The organism is Flavobacterium sp. 83 (genome assembly GCF_000744835.1).
Taxonomy (GTDB): domain Bacteria; phylum Bacteroidota; class Bacteroidia; order Flavobacteriales; family Flavobacteriaceae; genus Flavobacterium.
In genome coordinates this window covers 1,601,685-1,622,996 of the sequence record NZ_JQMS01000001.1, presented here as the reverse complement: position 1 = coordinate 1,622,996, position 21,312 = coordinate 1,601,685, and the positions used below count along the sequence as shown (strand labels likewise).

Annotated in this window: 21 protein-coding genes and 1 tRNA gene; 5 read left to right on the top strand and 17 right to left on the bottom strand. The window is 33.2% G+C overall.

All coding sequences use genetic code 11. The annotated features are described in order from the left end of the window. Positions 1 to 145 precede the first annotated feature (145 nt). Together T410_RS07120 and T410_RS07115 are read left to right on the top strand one after the other, a co-directional pair. Complete coding sequence (locus tag T410_RS07120) at positions 146 to 625, top strand: lipocalin family protein (RefSeq protein WP_035669939.1); 480 nt, start codon at positions 146 to 148, stop codon at positions 623 to 625. A 339-nt stretch (positions 626 to 964) separates the two neighbouring features. Continuing rightward, positions 965 to 1,558, top strand: a complete 594-nt coding sequence (locus T410_RS07115; protein ID WP_035669936.1) for a hypothetical protein — start codon at positions 965 to 967, stop codon at positions 1,556 to 1,558. Positions 1,559 to 1,848: 290 nt separating this feature from the next. Here the strand turns inward: T410_RS07115 and T410_RS07110 are convergent. The 14 genes from T410_RS07110 to T410_RS07050 all read right to left on the bottom strand — a co-directional run bounded on the left by T410_RS07110 (position 1,849) and on the right by T410_RS07050 (position 13,872). Continuing rightward, positions 1,849 to 1,920 (bottom strand) — tRNA-Glu (locus T410_RS07110). A 186-nt stretch (positions 1,921 to 2,106) separates the two neighbouring features. Beyond that, positions 2,107 to 4,695, bottom strand: a complete 2,589-nt coding sequence (locus T410_RS07105; RefSeq protein WP_081897817.1) for a multicopper oxidase domain-containing protein — start codon at positions 4,693 to 4,695, stop codon at positions 2,107 to 2,109. A gap of 25 nt (positions 4,696 to 4,720) precedes the next feature. After that, complete coding sequence (locus T410_RS17040; protein ID WP_193743730.1) at positions 4,721 to 4,858, bottom strand: hypothetical protein; 138 nt, start codon at positions 4,856 to 4,858, stop codon at positions 4,721 to 4,723. A gap of 24 nt (positions 4,859 to 4,882) precedes the next feature. Beyond that, positions 4,883 to 5,515, bottom strand: coding sequence for a hypothetical protein (locus T410_RS07100; RefSeq protein WP_035669935.1), 633 nt, complete (start codon positions 5,513 to 5,515; stop codon positions 4,883 to 4,885). 110 nt (positions 5,516 to 5,625) lie between these two features. Continuing rightward, the gene (locus T410_RS07095) at positions 5,626 to 8,160 is read right to left on the bottom strand and encodes a heavy metal translocating P-type ATPase (RefSeq protein ID WP_035669933.1); all 2,535 of its coding nucleotides are present in this window, start codon (positions 8,158 to 8,160) and stop codon (positions 5,626 to 5,628) included. A gap of 58 nt (positions 8,161 to 8,218) precedes the next feature. Beyond that, a complete protein-coding gene (locus T410_RS07090; protein ID WP_035669930.1) occupies positions 8,219 to 8,668 on the bottom strand; it encodes a heavy metal-binding domain-containing protein in 450 nt (149 codons plus the stop codon). 105 nt (positions 8,669 to 8,773) lie between these two features. Then, entirely contained in the window at positions 8,774 to 9,334 is a 561-nt protein-coding gene (locus tag T410_RS07085; RefSeq protein ID WP_035669927.1) for an AraC family transcriptional regulator, read from the bottom strand. A gap of 128 nt (positions 9,335 to 9,462) precedes the next feature. Beyond that, positions 9,463 to 9,747, bottom strand: coding sequence for a heavy metal-binding domain-containing protein (locus tag T410_RS07080; RefSeq protein ID WP_152556938.1), 285 nt, complete (start codon positions 9,745 to 9,747; stop codon positions 9,463 to 9,465). A gap of 254 nt (positions 9,748 to 10,001) precedes the next feature. Further along, positions 10,002 to 10,472 carry a heme-binding domain-containing protein gene (locus T410_RS07075; RefSeq protein WP_035669921.1) on the bottom strand — a complete coding sequence of 157 codons (471 nt, stop codon included), beginning with the start codon at positions 10,470 to 10,472 and terminating at the stop codon, positions 10,002 to 10,004. A 1-nt stretch (position 10,473) separates the two neighbouring features. After that, the gene (locus tag T410_RS07070; RefSeq protein ID WP_035669919.1) at positions 10,474 to 11,184 is read right to left on the bottom strand and encodes a DUF3347 domain-containing protein; all 711 of its coding nucleotides are present in this window, start codon (positions 11,182 to 11,184) and stop codon (positions 10,474 to 10,476) included. 62 nt (positions 11,185 to 11,246) lie between these two features. Next, on the bottom strand, positions 11,247 to 12,116 hold the full coding sequence (locus T410_RS07065; protein ID WP_035669917.1) for a DUF3347 domain-containing protein: 870 nt from the start codon (positions 12,114 to 12,116) through the stop codon (positions 11,247 to 11,249). A 148-nt stretch (positions 12,117 to 12,264) separates the two neighbouring features. Beyond that, a complete protein-coding gene (locus tag T410_RS07060) occupies positions 12,265 to 12,630 on the bottom strand; it encodes a hypothetical protein (RefSeq protein ID WP_035669915.1) in 366 nt (121 codons plus the stop codon). Between the two features lie 85 nt (positions 12,631 to 12,715). After that, complete coding sequence (locus T410_RS07055; protein ID WP_035669914.1) at positions 12,716 to 13,060, bottom strand: phage holin family protein; 345 nt, start codon at positions 13,058 to 13,060, stop codon at positions 12,716 to 12,718. A 53-nt stretch (positions 13,061 to 13,113) separates the two neighbouring features. Next, positions 13,114 to 13,872 carry an alpha/beta fold hydrolase gene (locus T410_RS07050; protein ID WP_035669912.1) on the bottom strand — a complete coding sequence of 253 codons (759 nt, stop codon included), beginning with the start codon at positions 13,870 to 13,872 and terminating at the stop codon, positions 13,114 to 13,116. 256 nt (positions 13,873 to 14,128) lie between these two features. Here T410_RS07050 and T410_RS07045 point away from each other — a divergent pair, with 256 nt between their 5' ends. Further along, positions 14,129 to 15,511 (top strand): hypothetical protein, encoded by a 1,383-nt coding sequence (locus tag T410_RS07045; protein WP_035669910.1) that lies wholly within the window; start codon positions 14,129 to 14,131, stop codon positions 15,509 to 15,511. A gap of 51 nt (positions 15,512 to 15,562) precedes the next feature. On the opposite strand, the gene T410_RS07040 is transcribed toward T410_RS07045, so the two are convergent. The 3 genes from T410_RS07040 to T410_RS07030 all read right to left on the bottom strand — a co-directional run bounded on the left by T410_RS07040 (position 15,563) and on the right by T410_RS07030 (position 19,584). After that, complete coding sequence (locus T410_RS07040; protein ID WP_035674226.1) at positions 15,563 to 16,414, bottom strand: DUF4249 domain-containing protein; 852 nt, start codon at positions 16,412 to 16,414, stop codon at positions 15,563 to 15,565. Between the two features lie 3 nt (positions 16,415 to 16,417). Beyond that, positions 16,418 to 18,697, bottom strand: coding sequence for a TonB-dependent siderophore receptor (locus T410_RS07035; RefSeq protein ID WP_238567354.1), 2,280 nt, complete (start codon positions 18,695 to 18,697; stop codon positions 16,418 to 16,420). A 173-nt stretch (positions 18,698 to 18,870) separates the two neighbouring features. Continuing rightward, positions 18,871 to 19,584, bottom strand: a complete 714-nt coding sequence (locus tag T410_RS07030) for a pyridoxine 5'-phosphate synthase (RefSeq protein WP_035669906.1) — start codon at positions 19,582 to 19,584, stop codon at positions 18,871 to 18,873. Positions 19,585 to 19,697: 113 nt separating this feature from the next. Here T410_RS07030 and T410_RS07025 point away from each other — a divergent pair, with 113 nt between their 5' ends. Both T410_RS07025 and T410_RS07020 read left to right on the top strand, forming a co-directional pair. Beyond that, on the top strand, positions 19,698 to 20,357 hold the full coding sequence (locus tag T410_RS07025) for a CBS domain-containing protein (RefSeq protein WP_035669904.1): 660 nt from the start codon (positions 19,698 to 19,700) through the stop codon (positions 20,355 to 20,357). A 68-nt stretch (positions 20,358 to 20,425) separates the two neighbouring features. Beyond that, complete coding sequence (locus T410_RS07020) at positions 20,426 to 21,310, top strand: NAD kinase (RefSeq protein ID WP_035669901.1); 885 nt, start codon at positions 20,426 to 20,428, stop codon at positions 21,308 to 21,310. Positions 21,311 to 21,312 lie beyond the last annotated feature (2 nt).

The window sequence follows — 21,312 nt, the reverse complement described above, 5'->3', positions numbered from 1 at the left end:
CATTTGTGCGGAAAAGTCCGCCCACCTCAAATTTACAAACCGTTAGCTGCAACCTGATACCATTCACGAATCTAAAAAAATAGCTTAAATGAAAAAAATAATATTATTTAGATCAATCCTTAACTTATTCACACTCTTACTAGTTATGACAATTACAACACTGAATGCACAGAAGCTACAGACTGTTCCCAATGTAGACTTGAATAAATATGTCGGAAAGTGGTATGAAATTGCTTCCTATCCGCAAATATTTCAGAAAGGCTGTCACTGTACCACGGCGGAATATACGCTGAGTGAAAAAGGATATATGATTGTAGAGAACCGCTGCAATCGTGACAGTGTGAATGGCAAACAATCTTACATAAAAGGCAAAGCTTTTGTTGAAAAGAATTCAGGTAATGCAAAATTGAAAGTGCAATTTTTTTGGCCATTCAAAGCGAAGTACTGGATAATTGATTTGGCTGATGATTATAGCTATGCAGTCGTTAGCCACCCGAACAAAAAATATTTATGGATTCTATCCAGAAAATCAAAAATGGACGATACGGTTTATCAGGAGATTATTTCCAGACTTAAATTGAATGGATTTGATTTATCAAAACTCCAAAAAACGAAACAACTGTGACTTGCTGCCCATCAGCAGTAAAAATTCAATAGATCGAACACCAAGACATTCGCTAACAACACCTTATACAGATGAATTAGATTAATTTACACCAAAAATACCCGCCTTAATTTGTTGCTGTTTTGTGTTTGAATTATCCCATTTTTGCCCCCGTTTAAGCCTCAGAAGCGTCAGTGCCCTTCCAGTTCCACCAAAGACACATTTTTTTCATTACAACAAAAACCAACTCAACATGTGAATTATAAAACTTATTTTAAAGTTTTTGCAACGGTTCGCTTTTAAAAAATGCGGATATTAGTACCGCAGTAATTCAGTTGCAACTTAATATCTAAATAAAATATGTGGTGGCAGTATTTATTGGTCTTTGCAGGCGCATTTTTGTTTGATGTAGTTCCAATTCCTTTTCCCCCGGCTTTTTCAATTATGGTTCCTTTACAAATACTGTTTGGGTTAAATACTTGGTTGGTTATTGTAATAGGAGTTGCTGGTTCAATTATAGGACGATTTGTCCTAACTCTTTATATACCATTGCTGGCAGATAAAATATTTAAACCAGAAAAAAATAAAGAGGTTCAGTTTCTCGGAAATAAAATGAGTGAAAAAGGCTGGAAAAGTCAATTGATAATAGTGGCTTATTCTTTATTACCACTCCCTACAACTCCACTGTTTTTAGCAGGTGGTATGGCCCGAATAAAACCAATCCAAATTATTCCTGCCTTTTTTGTTGGCAAATTCATAAGTGATTCTGTTGCAGTTCATCTTGGTAAATTTGCATCAAAAAATTTTGATGGTATTATAAATGCATCTCTATCATGGAAATCGATTGCTAGTTTGGTTCTTGGTTTACTACTCATCTGTGCCTTGCTTTTTATTGACTGGTTTTCGCTCCTTGAAAAGAAAAAATTTAAACTAAATTTTAAAATTTGGAAGTAAAAGAAACTCAAATAGCACTATAATCCCCAGATGCAATGGCCAGAAAAACAGATTAGAAATACGAATCACAAAAAATACTTACAGTATATAAAATCGGGACACTATACCAATGTGGTACAATGCTTTCCTAATACCAATCTATCTATAACAAGGATAGTCACATCCAGTAATAAAAAAAGCCTCGAAAAATAATTTTCGAGGCTTTTGAATTTGTAGTCTATGAATTGAATTAACTTACATCTTTACATAAAGACATGAATTATAATTCTAAATCACTTTATTTAAAATTGTAGCCCGTAGCGGAATCGAACCGCTCTTACATGGATGAAAACCATGCGTCCTAACCGATAGACGAACGGGCCCTGTTTTTTTGTTTCGGGTGCAAAAATAGTACTATTTTTGAAATGCACAAAGCCAAATCTAAAAACCTTCAAATAAAAACTGTATCTATTGAATTAGTAAATCGTAATCAATTCATAATTAACACCTACCCCAAAAAAAAGATTGTTTTTTTTGAACAATCTTTTTTTTCAAAGAACTAAATTAACTTAATAATTCAAATTCACTCCAAAACCAAAACCCATGTCGCTGTCATAATGCGTGGTAATTCCAAAATTTCTCTTAACAATATAACGCAAACCGGCCATATATTCTTTGTCTGTATTTACCATAAAACTCATTCGCAATCTTTTTGAAACAGGAATATCATTGCGCATTATCTGCATTCTGACTTTTCCATCACTAAAAACTTCGGTTTGAAATTTCAATAGCATCGGCAATGTATATTCAAATCCCAAGCTTGCAACTGCTCGTTTGTTTTTGGTACTTTCTTGGCCAAAAATATTTTTATCCATTACTCCCATTTCCATTTTTCGATACCTCCAGTCAAAACCAATGAACGGCATCAGCCATTGCATTTTCCCTATGTATCTTCCAATATGTGTTTCAGTTTCATAACCGTGCATATTGCTATAACCCAAACGCCATTCGGTACCAATACTCCAACGTGTATTTCCTAACATTGCCATTCCATCGTTACCATTGGTAGCAAAATCATTTTCGGCCATAAGGTGAAAAGCTCTGTCATCCGCAAATAACCTTCGTTGCGCTAATTTTGGATTTGGAATTTCTGGATTAGCCGGCGAGTTTTCATAACTAAAAACCCGACCCATTCCGCTCATCATGTGATATAGAATATGGCAGTGAAAAAACCAATCACCACTTTCGGTTGCTGCAAATTCGAGCGTATCGGTTTCCATTGGCATGATGTCAATCGTATTTTTTAATGGTGAATATTCTCCTTGCCTGTTAATCACTCTGAAATCGTGCCCGTGCAGGTGCATTGGATGGCGCATCATCGAATTATTGTGAATTATCATACGGATAATTTCTCCTTTTTTTATTAAAATCTTATCCGTTTCTGAAACTACTTTATTATCTAAACTCCAAACGTAGCGATTCATATTTCCGGTTAGTTCAAATTTCAATTCTTTTACCGGTGCGTCTTTTGGAAGTGTTGTTTTCGTTGGTGATTTAAGCATTGCATAATTCAAGGTCGTGATATCTGAAAGTTCGTTACTGTTATAGTCCTCTTCCGCCATTTTCATGTTGTCCTCTTTTGCAGAAGAGTCATCCATTTTCATTTTTCCCATATTATGTGAAGAATGAGAATGATCAATTTCACCTTCTTTTTGAGCTCCCTCTTTGATAGTTGCGGGACCAGTAATTTCTGGATACATCACTACATTCATATCCATTTGATTCAGTGCCATTTTCATACCCATGTCATCTAAGTCACCGTTCATTTTCATCATTCCGTTCATCATCTTCATGCCCTCAAAATATTTCAGTTTAGGCAGTGTAGTTGTCAATTGCTTGATCCCATTTCCCAAATACAAGGAAACCGATTTTGTACGGTCTTCAGGAGTTACCAAGAATTCATACGCTGTTTTATCTGCAGGAATTGTCACAACAACATCATAGGTTTCAGCAACAGCTATAATGAGTCTATCGACTTCAACAGGGTTTACATCATTCCCATCATTGGCAACCACTGTAATTTTTCCACCGGCATAAGTCAACCAAAAATACGTTGATGCACCACCATTTGAAATTCGCAATCGTACTCTATCACCACCTTTAAATTGCGTTAATTGACTTTCTCTTTTCCCATTAATTAAAAATTCATTGTAGTACACATCACTAACATCCATAGCATTCATTCGCTTCCACTCGTTTGTAATTTTAGTTTTAAAATGTCCTTGTTTTATAGCTTCAGCATAACTTTGTGTTGTTCCTTTTTGAATCGCAAACCAGTCCGTAGCATTGTGCAACATACGATGTACATTTTCTGGTTTCATATCCGTCCATTCACTTAGGATAATTGGCACCGTTGGTAAATCATCGATTCCTTTTCTAAAAGTGGAATCTTCATTTCTTTTATTCATGATAAAGGAACCGTACATCCCGATTTGTTCCTGCAAACCCGTATGGCTGTGGTACCAATGCGTTCCGTTTTGAATTATAGGAAATTTATACACATGCTCCGTATGCGGTTTAATTGGCATTTGTGTAAGATTAGGCACTCCGTCGTATTGATTCGGTAAAAATAATCCGTGCCAATGCAACGAAGTATCTTCGTCTAATTCATTATGCACATGAATTTCGGCAATATCACCTTCGTTGAACGTGAGTGTAGGCATAGGAATTTGTCCGTTGACTGCAATCGCTCTTTTAGGGCTATCACCAAAAGTGACAATGGTATCTTTTACATATAAATCGTAGCGAACAGTTCTCGCCGGCACATTTTTGACTATTCTATCAACTGGTTCCTCTTTACGTTTTGTGTCACCATCAGAAACACTTGAATGATTTTGGAGCAAATCATCATCTGTTACTTTAGTTTCACTAATGTTTTGTTTTGCAGATACCGCTTTTTTGACAACTACTTTTGGTGCTTGGTTTTTTTGAACCGTTTTTTTTACCGTTTTTTCTTTAATTAAATTCATACCGCATTTGGGACATTTCCCAGGTTTATTAGCATGAATTTCAGGATGCATTACACAAGTATAGGTTGTCTGCGCTTGCACAAAAGAGCAGAAAGCTAAAATTAATGTTACTACTATTATTCTTCTCATTATTAAGATTCTAAATTTTGCATTATTATTTTCTTCCTTTGAACCTGTTTGATCCTACCAATAGTATTAAAAGAATAATTACTATAAAACCCCACCAAAACATGTGCATTCCCATGAAAGAATATTCACTCATGTGCATTTCTCCGTTACCGTTATTCAACATAATTCTTTAGTATTAAAGTTTAAATTAATGATGCGCTTTATGATCTTCTTTCTTTCCCGTTTTTTGGTCCATTCCTTTCATTTTACTCCTATCCATTTTTTCTTTTTTCATTTTCTCCATCATTTTCATCATTTTTTCACTTCCCATCATCTCTTTGCACATTCCTGACATCATAGCATCATCCTCTTTTGATGATTCCATCATGTTTGACATCATGTTTTTCATCATATCTGGATTATTCTTCATCATATCCGACATCATATTTTGCATCATTTCTGGATTTTCTTTCATCTTTGCCATCATTTCGGCATGCTTTTCTTTCATCATTTCTGGATTTTCTTTCATCATTTCTGACATCATACTTTTCATCATTTCTGGATTTTCCTTCATCATTTCTGACATCATATTTTTCATCATTTCTGGATTTTCTTTCATTTTTGCCATCATTTCTGAATGCTTTTCCTGCATCATCATTTTACCGTTTTCACTTTTCATCATAATACCCATCATTTCATCTGACATACTCTTACTGTCAGCGATTGTGTTCATGATTTCCATTCTTTTATCTGATTGTGAAAGAACCTGTTTACTCGATTGACAGGAATAAATCAAAGTAACTAAAGCCAGTAAAAGCGTAATTTTTTTTAGTGTTTTCATGATTGTAAATTTTAATTGTTATACTTAAAGTGAATTCATTTTCTCAACATAAAATCAAAACTTTTAAACAAAACCATTTATATTTTAAACTAATCTCTTATTACTTTTTTTTAAAGCTTTAAACTTCGCAATCGCAATGCATTGGCAATCACAGAAACCGAACTAAAACTCATTGCCAAAGCCGCTATCATTGGCGAAAGCAAAACACCAAAAAACGGATATAAAACACCTGCAGCAATTGGAATTCCCAACACGTTATAGAAAAATGCAAAGAATAAATTTTGCTTAATATTACGCATCACAGCATGACTTAAGTTTTTGGCCTTGACAATGCCTTGTAAATCTCCTTTCACCAACGTAATTTTGGCACTTTCGATAGCCACATCCGTTCCGGTTCCCATAGCAATTCCTATGTCGGCTTGCGCCAAAGCCGGAGCATCATTTATCCCATCACCTGCCATGGCGACTATTTTTCCTTCTGCTTGTAATCGTTTAATTTCTTTTAGTTTATCCTCTGGTAAACAACCCGCTTTATAAGAGCTTAAATGCAATTCCTGAGCGACTGCTTTTGCCGTATTTTCGTTATCACCTGTAAGCATAATGACGGCAACACCTTGAGCAATTAATTCTTTTATAGCTTCGACACTTGTTGGTTTTATGGCATCCGTTATCGACACAAATCCTACAGCAATTCCGTCCACTGAAATATACGAAACTGTTTTTCCCAGTTTTTGTTCGGCTATAATTTGATTTTCTAATTCATCCGAAACAATACCGTTCACTTGTTCCATTAATTTTTTATTTCCAAGAGCCACTTTTTGATTGGTTACCGTTCCAATGACTCCTTTCCCTGAAATAGCTTCAAAATCCTTTACTTCGATTAAGGTAACTTCTTTCGCTTTCGCAAAATTGACTACCGCTTGCGCCAAAGGATGTTCACTGTACTGATTTAAAGAAGCAATACTTTGCAATAGCGAATTTTCGTCATTTTGCACAGAAAATACTTTTTCAACAGAAGGTTTTCCTTCGGTAATCGTTCCGGTTTTATCCGTTATCAGAACATTTACTTTGTTCATATTTTCCAGTGCTTCGGCATTTTTTATCAAAACTCCTGATTGCGCGCCTTTACCAACACCTACCATTACTGACATGGGTGTGGCCAATCCCAAAGCACAAGGACAGGCGATAATCAATACCGCAATGGCATTGATGAACCCATAAACCAATGCAGGTTCAGGACCAAATTTTGCCCAAACAAAAAAGGTTATTAGGGAAACCCCAACTACAATTGGTACAAAGTATTTGGCAATTCTATCCGCTAATTTTTGAATGGGCGCTCTGGAACGACTGGCATCATTTACCATTTGTACAATTTGCGAAAGCAAGGTTTCCGAACCTACTTTCTCGGCAATCATCACAAAGGATTTATTTCCGTTTATGGTTCCCGCTATAACGGAATCATCTGTTTTTTTATCAACGGGTATCGGTTCTCCTGAAATCATCGATTCATCAATAGTACTTTCTCCATCAGTGATTTTCCCATCAACCGGAATTTTATCACCTGGTTTTACTCGCAATAAATCACCTTTTTTGATATCATGAATTGAAATTACCTTATCAGCTCCATCGACAACCAAAGTAGCTTCGGTTGGTGCTAATTTTAATAGTTCTTTTATTGCGCCACTGGTTCGACTATGCGCTCTGGCTTCTAATAATTGCCCCAATAAAACCAATGTTAATATGACAGTTGTTGCTTCAAAATAGAGTGAAACTGTTCCGTTATGCGTTTTAAATTCCTCAGGAAAAATATCAGGAAAAAACAAACCAACCAAACTAAATAAAAAAGCAACACCAGAACCAATTCCGATAAGCGTAAACATATTGAGATTCCATGTAATAATGGATTTCCAAGCACGCTCAAAAAACATCCAACAGGTATAAAAAACGACCGGAAGTGATAAGGCAAACTGTACCCAATTCCACTTTTCGGCATCCATAATTTTCATCAATGGATTATTATGAATCATATCTGACATGGTTATAATGAAAATAGGAACCGTAAAAACTACAGCAATTTTCATTTTACGCACCAGGTCGTCATAAACCTTATTTTCTTCGGCATCGGTAGGCTCCATTGGCACTAAATCCATTCCGCAAATAGGACAAGAACCCGGACCTTCCTTGATTACCTCAGGATGCATAGGACAAGTATACATCGTTTTACTATTTACTACCGCTGCTTCTTTAACTAAATCCATTCCACAAACTGGACAATCCCCTGGTTTATCATAAACCTTTTCGCCTTCACAATGCATCGGACAATAGTATTTGCCTTTTGCATTAGTTGGCAAAACTACAGTCGATTTGTCTTGACCCTTATTCGAACTGCAGCATGCTTTTTCTACTGGTTTGTCCACTTTTTCAGGAGAACCAGCAGCGTTGTTCATTTCTATTTTATATTTTCCGGCAGCTGTTAATGCCGCTTGTAATTGAGTAGTTGGAACGTGCTTATCCATCGTTATTGTTGCCGTTGGCGGATTCAAAGTAACTATTGCTTGAACAGCATCTATAGCATTCAATGTTTTTTCCACTTTGGATCGACAACCGTCGCAAGACATTCCCGTAACTGTGTAAGTATGTTTCATAAGTTTGGATTAAAAAAAACGGTCCTATAAAATTACAGAACCGATTTTGAAAAAAAATTTAATGTTGATGATCCTCTTCCTTTTTATCACTTCCTTTTGGAGTCATTTCCATTCCACATTTAGGACACTTTCCAGATTTATCACTCATTTGTTTTGAGTGCATTGGACAAGAGTATGCTAATTTTTCAACTTTTTCAGCGGTCATTTTCATTCCGCATTTAGAACATTTTCCAGGTTCATCAGAAGTTATACCATCCATCGTACAAACGTATTTTGAAACTACTTCTGTTTTTGTTCCTTTGCCCGAGGTGTCGTGTTTTAAAGTTTTTACTAATTTCATTCCGCATTTACTGCACGCTCCTTCTTTACTGCTCATTTCATTGGGATGCATAGGACACGAATACATTTCTTTATGAGTTTCTTTTTGGGAGGATTTTACAGCTTCTTGAGCTGATGCCATTGAATTCACTGCTAAAAATAAGCTTAGTACTGCAATTAATTTTTTCATTTTTCTACTATTAAAATATTAAACTAAAGATTCATTTCTATTAGTCAAAGGTACAAGACCTTCTATTTTTGCTTGTTGTAGAATTTTGGAAATGATTTGTAATTTTTACAATCCATCGATTTGCAATCTGTTATTTTCTTTTAATCGTTTGAAATGAGTAGGTGTCACACCTGTAATTTTTTTAAATTGATTGCTCAAATGTGCTACATCCGTATAATTCAATTTAACTGCTATTTCACTTAACGTTAATTCATTATACATTAATAACTCCTTGACTTTTTCAATCTTTTGGGCAATAAAATAATGCTCAATAGTGGTACCTTGAACTTCTGAAAATAAATTACTTAATCCATTGTAATCTTGCCCTAGCTGCTCTGACAAATAGCTTGACAAATTAATTTTCAATTCATTATTTTGATAATGCACCAAATTAACAATTAGGCATTTAACCTTCTCAATAGTTATGGTTGTTTTATCCTCTAACAATTCAAATCCGAGCGATTGTAATTTAATTTCTAGAACTTGCTTCTGATTGTCTTTAAAATTTTCTAATAATTCGACTTCACCTAACGCTACTGATATAGGAAAAATTCCTATTTTTTCTAATTCTGATTTCACAACCATTTTACAACGATCGCATACCATATTTTTAATAAAGAGCTTCATTTTACAATATTATTTTGACACATACCCTTATTTAACAGCGCGCTTACACTCCACATATAACTTATCTTAGCTATGAAAATTTTCAAGCAAACAGTAGATTTTCATATTAAAAAACAAAAAATCTTGTTTTATTTATTACTTTTTTCAGGAGTTTCAGCAACAGGTTTCGTTAATTTCATTCCACACTTTGGACATTTATCATTTAACTTACCTTGAACTTCAGGATGCATCGGACAGGCATACATTGTTTGATTATTTTTCATCATTTTTGTGTTATTACCCATCATCGTTGAATCATTACGCATCATTGTAGAGTCAGAATTCATCATAGTGGAGTTATTATCCATCATATGAGAATCATTTGTTGGAGTTTCTTTATTTTTTTGATTGCAGGAAACCATGATAAAAGACATTATCAGGCTAAAAAAAAATATTTTTCTCATTGCATAAATTTATTAATTGCAGATTTATTTCCACTTCTGTAATATTACAAAAAATAGTTTTATAACTATTGTAGTTTTATTAATTTAAATTACATAATTCACTCTATATCAACATAAAAAAAAGGCTCCAGACTCTAGATTTCTGAATTTATTAACTATAATAGCAGTTAATATTCAGAAATAAACTTCTTCAGATAAATGCACATTATAGTGCCAAATTCTTTTTAATGCACAGTTGATACACTATCTTTTATCTTATTAATCCAATTTATTACTTCATTTTTTTGTGCAGGTGACAGTATTGCATTTTTATGAATCAATGTATAAGAAGTCAAAGGCATTCCGTCCGATTTTATTTCCTTAAGCATTCTGTCTAGTTTGTTTCCCTGTTTTCTCTTGGAATAGCTTCCAAATTCGTTAAGGTTTAAATTTTCTTTACCTTCCTTGATATGACTTTCCATAAAAAAACCTACGGGCTGAACATACGAATACAAAGGATAATTGGTATTATTACTATGACAATCATAGCAAGATGTTCTTAATATTGTTTCTACATTTTTAGGAACAGCATACACTTTTGTATAATCGGTAGTGACATCTTGTTTGGAATTTATATTTCTGGCAGGTTGATACAATTGCATCAACAAAAAAACAATTAATACTATAAAAAATGTTTTCTTGATACTTTTCTTCATTTTATAATGTTTTTTTTATTGAACCACAAGTAAGCATATTAGCACCATAATAAGGATTTTTTATTTCCTTGGTTTCACTAATCCAATAACCACTTTTCCCTTCGTCATACATTGGACAATAATCCTGATATAACTTTTGTTTTGTTCCAAAGGTTGCAATCAGATCATTTATATCTTTACTCAACATTGCAAAATGTTCTCGTTGGTGGTCAATTTTTCCTGCATTATTTCCGATGTGTTCCGCATGTTCTTTGGCATCATTAGCAATTTCAAGATATTCAGCTTTTAATTTTGCATTTACACTACTGGTATTTACACTATTTAAAGCAGTATATACTATTTTCCCAACAGCAGCCGCACCTTTAGAATCATCTTTTATCAACGAATTTTTAAGTTTTAAATAGCTATTTACAATTTCCTCAATAGAAAACGTGGAGGAAACAACTGGTTGCACTTCAGATTCAGTCGCAACAACAGTAGCAGTTTTTGTTTCTATTGCAGGAGCTCCGGTAAAAGGCTCTGTCAATTCCATACCGCACTTAGAACACGCTTCGCCTTTTTTACCTGTAATTTCAGGATGCATCGAACAGGTATATAGGGCTGAAGAACTATTTGTTGTTTGGGAATTTATTGGTTCGGTTTGCTTATTTTTTTGGTTACAAGCTGTAAACAGGAATGCACATGCAATCGAGGAAAGAATTATATTTTTCATGTTTTATTATTACTGATTATTAATTTTATTTTAAAGTCACTGCTGAAATTTACTGCTGCTCATTACTTAATTGTTTCTATTGTTTTACCGCAGCTCAACATTTGAGAGCCGTAATAGGGATTTTTAATCGCATCCTCTTTACTCAACCAATTAGCCCCTTTGCCATCATTTGCCATTGGGCAAAACTGATAAAAAACAGGAGTTTCATACTTAGCCACTTTTATCAAATCATGCATATTAATCGACAAAGACATAAATAGTGATCTTTGTTTTTTAATGTCTTGCGTTTCAGAAATGTTTTTGGCACCAGCCATCAAAGCTTTCATTACTTTCATCCAAACCAAATGAACATCCATCGCCAATTCATCCATTTTCACAAGATTCAATGACGCCAATAAATCTTTTGCTACCGTTGAAACTGCTTTGCCATCAGTTTTCACCAAAGCATCTTTCAACGAAAAGTAATTATCAAAAACTGGTTTCAATTGATCCATTTTAGGCTTTTCAGTATTATTTTCCATAGTTGTCATACGCTTCCCCTGTTCGCTATCACTCACGTCAATTTTAGTTTCGGATGTAACAGCAACTTTAGCTTCTCTGTCGTATTGACAACACCCGGAAAGATTATTGTAAGCTGCTTCAGGAGCAAGAAAACTAGTACTGTCATATCCTGCCAAGGCTATGCGTTTTAGGATTTCCTCTTGATTTGTTTTTTGTGAATCGTAAGTCAGAATGGCCATTTTACTATCTTTATTCCAATCTACTCGTGCTATCTTTTTTATGTTTCCTGCTTTTTCTATGGTTGTTTCACACATCCCACAATTCCCGTAGATTTTTACTGTTTCAGTTTGCGTATTTTTAATTTGCGCATTGACGCTTGTGACTGAAAGCAATACAATAATTGCCATCACTATTTTTTTTATTGAGTTCATTGTTTTAAATAATTTGAAGTGAGTTTGTCACAAACAATATTGGAGCAATAATTTGTATTGCTAAAAATTGAATTTGACTATAAATTTAATGATTTTAAACCACTAATACTCTGAATTAAACCTTTTTATGGCTATCAAAAAAAAGAATTTAACTTATTTTAGGCGGAAGCCAAACGGATCGGAAATCAGAAGAAATAAAGATTTCTGAATAATAATAATTTTGTTTCTCAGATGAAAAACTAAAGAATTGACTGTTAAATTCAATATAAAACGGTGAAGATAAAGCCAAACTAACTACAGAACTGGTACAAGAAACATGCTTACATCCTCCGTTACAACTCTGATGACTTTTTGATTTTTTTTCCTTATTACAACAAGCCATTTGCTCCGTTTGCGAAACGGCTACTTTTTTGCAACACGCTTTCTCCAATTTAGTTCCACATGCAAAAGCTATGCTTGGCATCATAAAGAAACCAATCATAACAAGTAGCACTATGTAAAACTTTTTTGTCATTACTTAACTTTTGTAAAAAACAAAGGTATTAAATTAAGGATTATTGCTATTTTACTAACTCACAATTACTTGTTAAAACAGCTAATCACTTTCCTTCTCCCAATATCCCATTCATGATGGATTGTGAAAGTGACAATATGATACTGAAAAGAAAGGCAGTCCAAAATGAATCAACGCTAAATCCACCTACAATATTGGTACACAATAAAATAATCAAAGCATTGATAACTAACAAAAACAAACCCAATGTAAGTATGGTAACTGGTAGCGTTAAAATAACCAAAATTGGTTTAATGAATATATTAAGTAAACCCAAAACAACTGCTACAATTAATGCTGTAGTAAATCCAGCGACATGGACACCCGGCATAAAACGGGAAATAAGCAGCACCAATCCTGAAGTAACAAGAATTCTGATCAATAGATTCATAGTTTTTGTTTTAAAATTTTAATAAATGTAAGAAAAATTTAAATCCTATTGCTTTATTTTAAGAATGAGATAACGGTTTCATAAAATAAAACAGGGTTTTCGGCGTGAAGCCAATGTCCAGCATTAGGAATTGTTTTAATTGTTGCCGCTGGAAAATGGTGTTTTATATTTTCGAAATCGCTGTCCAAAATATAATTAGAATTTCCTCCGCGGATAAACAAAGTTGGTTTCTCGAAAATTAAATTTTCTGGCAAAGGAACTCCTATTTCATCCATTTTAGTATTGAAAACTTCCAAATTAAATCGGAATGCGAGTTGTCCTGGTTCTTGCCAATATAAATTTTTCATTAAGAATTGTCTGGTTCCAAAATCAGGAATGTATTTTGCCATAATTTCCTCGACTTCGTTACGGCTTGGTTTTATTGAAAAATCAACGGCGTTCAATCCCGCTAAAATATCCTGATGGTGTTGCGGATAAAATTTTGGTCCAATATCAGCGACAATCAATTTGTCTACTAATTCGGGATGCTTTGTTGCTAAAAGCATTGCGACTTTTCCGCCCATAGAATGCCCGATGATATTTATGTTTTCTAAATTATGAGCTTGACAATATTCGAAAACATCCTGAACCATGATTTCATAATTGAATTCTTCAGAATGCAAGCTTCGGCCATGATTGCGTAAATCAAGGATGTGAACTTGAAAATAAGCAGCAAATTGTGTTCCGAGTGTTTTCCAATTGTCAGACATTCCCAGAAATCCGTGGAGAATTAAAAGTGGTTTTCCTGAGCCTTCTATTTTTGAGTAGAGCATATTGATTTAAGATTTATTTTTTACAACCAAAACATCTTACAAAGGTAAAAATCTAATTTCATCTGATGCGTATATTGTAATTAGGTTTTTTAGTGAATATCACCAAAAGTGGGTATTGTAAGAATATTCTAATTAGATTATTTTTGCATAGATCAAAATTGTAGGTTATTATTTAATAAAAAAATATTTTATAAACTGCCATAAAATTAAACTATAATGGTTTGATTCCATTTATTTCTAACTTCAAATTTACCCCATGATTAAAAAAATCATTTTCTTTTCAGTGATTATTTCACAACTTACAATCTCTTGTAGTAATAATGACGAACCCGCCAATCTTCCTGAAGAAAGCTTAAGCGAGCAAATTGCAAGCATTACTAAACAACCATATTCCAAATTAACTCCATCTCAACAAAAAATAAAATTAGAAGCAGAAGCCAATGATATGTTAGTTCAAATGGACAAATCAAAAACATCTGGAGCGATTGAAGCCGTTCAAAATCTTGGAAATTTATTAAATATTAGTTCGGTAGACATATTTAATGGAAAAAATGATAATCAGATAGAAGACATCCTAAATGTTTCTGGTGTCTATGGAATTTACACATGGAATAATTCGAAACAGATTTGGATTAAAACGACATCTATTACTGAATTAAAATTTGTTTTCCCTGCAAAAGCAAGTCAAACTGCTAACAACGCATCATTATCATCTAAAAGCACCTCTTCAAATATAAAAGTAAAACTTGAAGACACATACGGAGACTGGGTTTACGACTCTAAAACTGATAGTTATATCCAAACTCCATCTATAAATGATGCATTTTATTTACCTACTTCAGTTGATGCTACTTTAACTATTGATAATGCACAAGCTGCAACTTTTGCAACGAATGCAAAATACACCGGTACAGTAGAAACGCCAGACGAATCTAGTTTTAAAATGGTCTTAAATGATGGCTATACATTTGAAATCAGTGGAAAAAAAGCAACTGAAAATACTGCAAAATCATCTTTTACCTATAACGGGAAAAATTTAGTTTCATTTAGCTCTGGAAGTACTGCCAATATCGCTGAACTATTAAAAGATGACGCGCTTATTCAATATAGAGGTACAGCTAATGGATTAGTTCAAATCATGGATAACTTTTTGATTATAGCAGATATGGATATTGCAGCACAGGCAAAAGATGAAGAAGCACTTGAGACAAGTTTGGTGCATCCTTCTTATCCTGATTATGAAAGTTCTAAAACTGACTTCAAAGCCTACTACACAGCTGAAAACACATACAATAAAAAGTATTCAGAAGGCAATGTGATTAATTCTAATAAAAATGCTAAACTGATTTTAGTATCTAAAAAAGACGGAACTAAGATAGCGGACGTTGTTACACGTTCAGAAAAAGGATATAGCTATATTGCTGAGTTACCAATATGGGTTAAAAATCCAAATTATACCGCTGGCGGATATTGGTCATCAAATGGTAATGGTGAAATGATTACCGTTCAATATTACGATGAAGTACTTTACTTGAAATTTGGTGATGGTACTGAAGTTGCTATGAGCTCGTACTTCTCTACAGGATTTGATGATCTAGAAACTAAATTCGAAAATTTCTTGAAATCTTTTGAAAGATAAATAATTTAGCCTTTTTATTTAAAGCCGAACTGAAAATTACTCAGTTCGGCTTTATTTTTTTGGAGGTGTTTTAACTAATATCACGTTTTGACCGTAGCCTGCCCAAATACCAATCCCACCTTTAATATTTGATTTCAGACTTGTGTTAGATGGATAAATAGGATTTCTACTGTTGACAATTTCATTCTGCCAACTATTCCAAAAATCAAATGCATCTTTATTCATAGTTCTTAATTTTATAAAAATTAAATCTCCGTCGGTAAAATAGGGTTTGAATTTAGTTTTAGGAAAAAGCAACACACCTCTATTTACTTGCAGAGCAATTTTTGACGAATCAAAATTTTTATCATCTAGATTACCATAAAAAGCGGGAACAAAAATAGGCTCTTGTCCATCTAATCTTGTTGCAACTTGATAGTAATTTTTTTCATTTAAAGGATCGTCAAATTTCACAAAAACATATCCAGTGGAATCCGTGGCATTCTTTTTTATAAATTCTGCACTGGTAAGAGCCACTGTTTTAGGTATACTTGTACTTGCTGCAACTATTCGGTTTAAATATTCTATTTTCAACGTATAGGTCTTGCCCGCTTTTCCTTTTAATCCTGTTCCAAAATAGACAAACGGAGGAACTCTATCTTTATCATTTTTAACTCGCAAAACCTCTATTGTTTGACCATCAGAAACAGTCACCTTTGCAGAACGTATCACATGATCTAAAACATTAGTTGAATCAATAACATCACCTATAGGAATACTACTAGATAATATAACTTGAGGAACATCTCCTTCTTCTATCCAACCTTCAACAACTATTTTTGACTCAAGATCAGTTTCATTACCAATAGTATCGTTATTACAACTGAATGCTATTATTAAAAAGAATAAATAATATTTTTTCATCATTTAAAATTTAAACCTCCAACTTATTGAAGGAAGTATTTTGTACAAGACCTTATTTTCAGGCTTTACAATGACACTGTCTTTGTTTTCATTAACCGTAACATTCAAAACGACATAAATAGGATTTTCTATATTGAAAGTATTATAAACCGAAAAATTTAATGCACTTTCCTTTTTTGCCGTTTTAATAAAAAAATAATTAACCGAAATATCTGTCCGAATGTAATTTGGCATTTGAGCGTTATTATATCCTGAATACTCTTTGACTGGGTTATTATTTATAAAATACCATGATGTTGGCATTGTAAAACGATTTCCCGAGCTGAAAATCTGTGTAACTCCAAAATTCCATTTTGAATTTAAATCATACATTCCTACAAGTGACAAATTATGACGTCTGTCGTATTTAGCAAAATACGTATTCCCATTATTGAGTTCATCAAAATTTCTATTGGACCAACTCAAGGTATAACTCAACCATCCCTTGAACTTTCCATTATTCTTTCTCAGCATCATTTCTAAACCATATGCTTTTCCATTTCCACTAAGCAAATCCTTTTTTAGTACTGAGATTTCATTAAACTGAGTGACTCCATAAGGATATTCTAATAAATTTTTCATTGAACGATAAAAGCCTCCAAATGAAGATGTAATATTTCTTGAAATAGTTTGGTTGGAACCAATAGAAAATTCATTGGATGATTGCGATGGAATTCCGTCTGAGCTTGCAATCCAAAAATCCGTTGGAATCCCAACACTTGAAGTAGTTATTAGATTTAAATATTGATTTTGTCTATTATATGAAGCATAAACCGAGAAATTTTTATGTGGATAATAATTCAACACAATACGAGGTTGTAAATGCAAGAATGAATTAGACTTTAATCCTGAACTATAATAGCTAACTCTTAAACCCAATTCTGCCATTAGATTATCAAACAATTTAGGTTTTGCAGTTGCAAAAACAGCAATTTCGTTTGCTTTAATTAAGTTGTTTTGCTCTCTATTACTATCCGCACCTAAATTCTCTATTCGAATTTTTTGCGGTTGTAAATTGTGAAAAACGTATTGTAAACCTGATTCGAAGGGTATTTCTTTAACAAAAAAACAAACCGAATTTGTAAATCCAAAATCCTGAACATAGGACGAAACTCCCATTTGAATTGTAGATTGTTTCATATTTAACTCATTAGTATATTGAGTAAAGTAAATAGCATTTGACATGCTGGTTTTAGGAGATAATTTAGAAATCAATGTTGGTGACACTGCAAAATTATCCCATTTCAAACTGGATTGTAGCGTCAAATTAGAATCTTTAATTTTCAATTTATCAGAACTTAAAAATGCATCTACCGTCAGCAAGCTATTTTTAGAGATCTCTGTAATAAAGGTTAAATTACTATCCAAAAAACCATATTTCATATCTTGAACATCATTGTTTTTTGATCCAGAATTTAATATTGGAGCTATAACCTCATCAATATATGTTTTTCTACCTGAGATAAAAAGTCCTGATTTTTCAGTAATAGGAATTCCTAAAGTCAACTGTGATGCTAATAAACCAACATTGCCCTGCATTGTTGCTTGCGGAGGGATTTTTTTAGTAGGAATTAGTAAAGTAGTAGAACTTAAACGTCCTCCATACTTTGCATTAGAACTAGATTTATCAAATTCTACTTCTTGTATATGGTCAGTATTATAAAAAGGAAAAACACCTAATAAATGAGACATCCCGTATATTGGGGTTCCATTATATAAAATTGAATTATGGCCGGGATCACCACCTCTAACATACAAATATCCATTAGCATCACCAGAATTCTGTACACCAGGTGTCAATTGTAAAAGCTTGATTATATCTGTTGTTCCAAGAACAGTGGGTAGTGAAGATAATTCTTTTAGAGTAAAAGATAATTTACCTCCTGATAGAGTTGTTATAGAATTTTTCTTGGTATTAGAAACCAACACCTCGTTTAAAAATGAAATATCTTTTTCTAATACTATAGAAAGTAAGGTATCCTTCTTCAAATCAAAATTCAACTCTTTTTCTAAATAACCCAAATAATTAATCGTTACCCTAACTAATCCTAATTTAAGGTCTGCAGAAAATATCCCTAAAGTATCACTTTGAGAATATTTTTTTTGATCTTTTACATTAAAACCAATACTAGCGCCAATTAAATTCAAATTTTCGACTGACTTTACATTCCCACAGATAGTAGCCTTTGATTGCGAAAATAAATTAGAAAAACAAAATAAACAAAATAAAATAATTGATTTCAAAAGTATAATTTTAACAAGAAAAATGCTAAGATAAACAATTGTAATCTAATAAAACTTGGGTTATTATTTTATTTAGTTATTTCAAATCGTTACTATATTTCACAAATAAATAAGGCATTAAAATCAAAAATATTGATTTTAATGCCTTATTTAAAATTAGACCAAAAGACAAACTATTTTAATTTTTGCAAATACATATTAATCACATTATCCAATCCCAGATAAATGGCTTCAGAAATTAAAGCGTGTCCTATAGAAACTTCGAGTAATCCTGGTATGTTATCTTTAAAGAACTGAATGTTATCCAAACTCAAATCATGGCCAGCGTTGATTCCCAAACCTATTTGATTGGCTAAAATCGCTGATTCCATATACGGCTGTATGCCTCTTTCGTTACCCAAACTGTATTCGTGTGCGAATGCTTCGGTATACAATTCAATTCTTTCGGTACCAATTTTTTTCGCTCCCTCAATCATTTCGAGAACCGGATCAACAAAAATAGATGTTCTGATTCCATTGCGTTGAAATTCCTGGACAATCTCTTTAAGATAATCAGCATGTTTTATCGTATCCCAGCCTGCATTTGAAGTTATCGCATCGACAGCATCAGGAACCAAAGTCACTTGGGTAGGTTTTATTTCGAGGACGAGATCGATAAATGTTTTTTCAGGATTTCCTTCAATATTATATTCCGTATAAACAATGGATTTCAAATCGCGGGCGTCTTGATAGCGAATGTGACGCTCATCCGGACGTGGATGTATGGTGATTCCTTCGGCTCCAAATTTTTGAATGTCGGTTGCGACTTTTAATAAATCAGGAACATTTCCTCCACGAGCATTTCGTAAAGTAGCTATTTTATTGATGTTTACACTTAACTTTGTCATTGGAACACTTTTTGATTGTGATAATACTATTTATTGGAACAAAAATACAAAGTAAAACTTAGGAGTTTTTGCTTATTTTTGATTATTTTGCATGAAATATTGCCGATTGATTTATGACAGAAATAACAGAATATATTACCAACGATTTTAAAGCGATTGACAGCCATGATACGATTGCGGTTGTTCAAGAGTTTTTTGATGAATTGCACTTTTCACACTTCCCAGTGATTGAAGAGGGAATTTATATTGGCAGTATTGCATCCGACGATATAGAAACTTTTGATACCGATAAGAAAGTAGCTGATTACCGATTTACTCTTGAAGGATTTTTTACAAGAACCAATACCATTTGGCTGGATGTTTTAGAAATTTTCGCTAAAAACCACACTAACTTAGTGCCGGTTTTAGACGAAAACAATAAATACGTTGGTTATTATGAAATAGAAGACATCATGAAATTTTTTCACGAAACTCCTTTTCTAAAAGAACCAGGCGGAATTATTGTTGTTAAAAAACCAGTTTTAGATTACTCAATGAGTCAGATTACCCAAATTGTTGAAAGTAATAACGGGAAGCTTTTGGGTTTATTTATATCCGAAGCCGATGTTCAAAGTGTTCAAATAACTATGAAAATAAGTTTAGGAGCTATGAATGAAATTATACAAACTTTCAGGAGGTATAATTATGAAATCATATCAGAGCATCAAGAAGATAATTATATCAATAATTTAAAAGAACGTTCTGATTATTTGGACAAATACCTTAATATATAGTTTACTCTTTAATTTGTTATTTATCCCAATAAATTAACAGACAAAACTAAATAACTATTAGACAACAGATGAAAGTAGCTATATACGGACAATACTATCTTGTAAGCACAGAACCAATCATAAAAGACATTTTTGTTTTCTTTAATAAAAATAATGTTGAAATGGTTATTGAAGCAGAATTTCTTAAAATGCTTTATGAAAAGAAAATAATACAACGGGAATACAAAACTTTTTCATCTCATACTGAATTAGATAAAAGTTTTGATATGCTAATAAGCATTGGTGGTGATGGAACTATTTTAAGAGCCGTTACACTAGTTCGGAATTCTGGGGTTCCAATACTAGGAATAAACGCAGGTCGATTAGGCTTTTTGGCTACGGTTCAAAAAGAGAATATTGCTGCATTTATGAGGTTTGTCATTGACAAAAAATATACCATTTCAAAAAGAACACTCTTAAGCTTGTCCTGCACTCCCGAAAATGAAGCGCTATTAGACATCAATTTTGCCATGAACGAAATTTCAGTTAGCAGAAAAGATTCTACCTCGATGATTACAGTAGAAACATACCTGAATGATGAGTTTTTAAATTCCTATTGGGCAGACGGTTTAATTATTTCTACTCCTACAGGATCAACAGGATACAATTTAAGTTGCGGGGGGCCTATTTTAACACCAGATGTAAAAAGCTTAGTAATAACTCCTATTGCTCCACATAACCTCAACGCCAGACCTCTTGTTGTCCCAGACGAAACAGAAATCAAATTAAAAGTCTCCGGTAGAGAAGAGCAATACCTAGTATCCCTTGATTCCAGAATTGCATCTGTAAAAAACGAATCTATTCTAACCATTAAGAAAACTCCATTTCAGATAAATATGGTAGAAATCCCGGAAGAGACCTTTTTAAAAACATTGCGCACTAAACTACTTTGGGGAGAAGACAGAAGAAATTAATT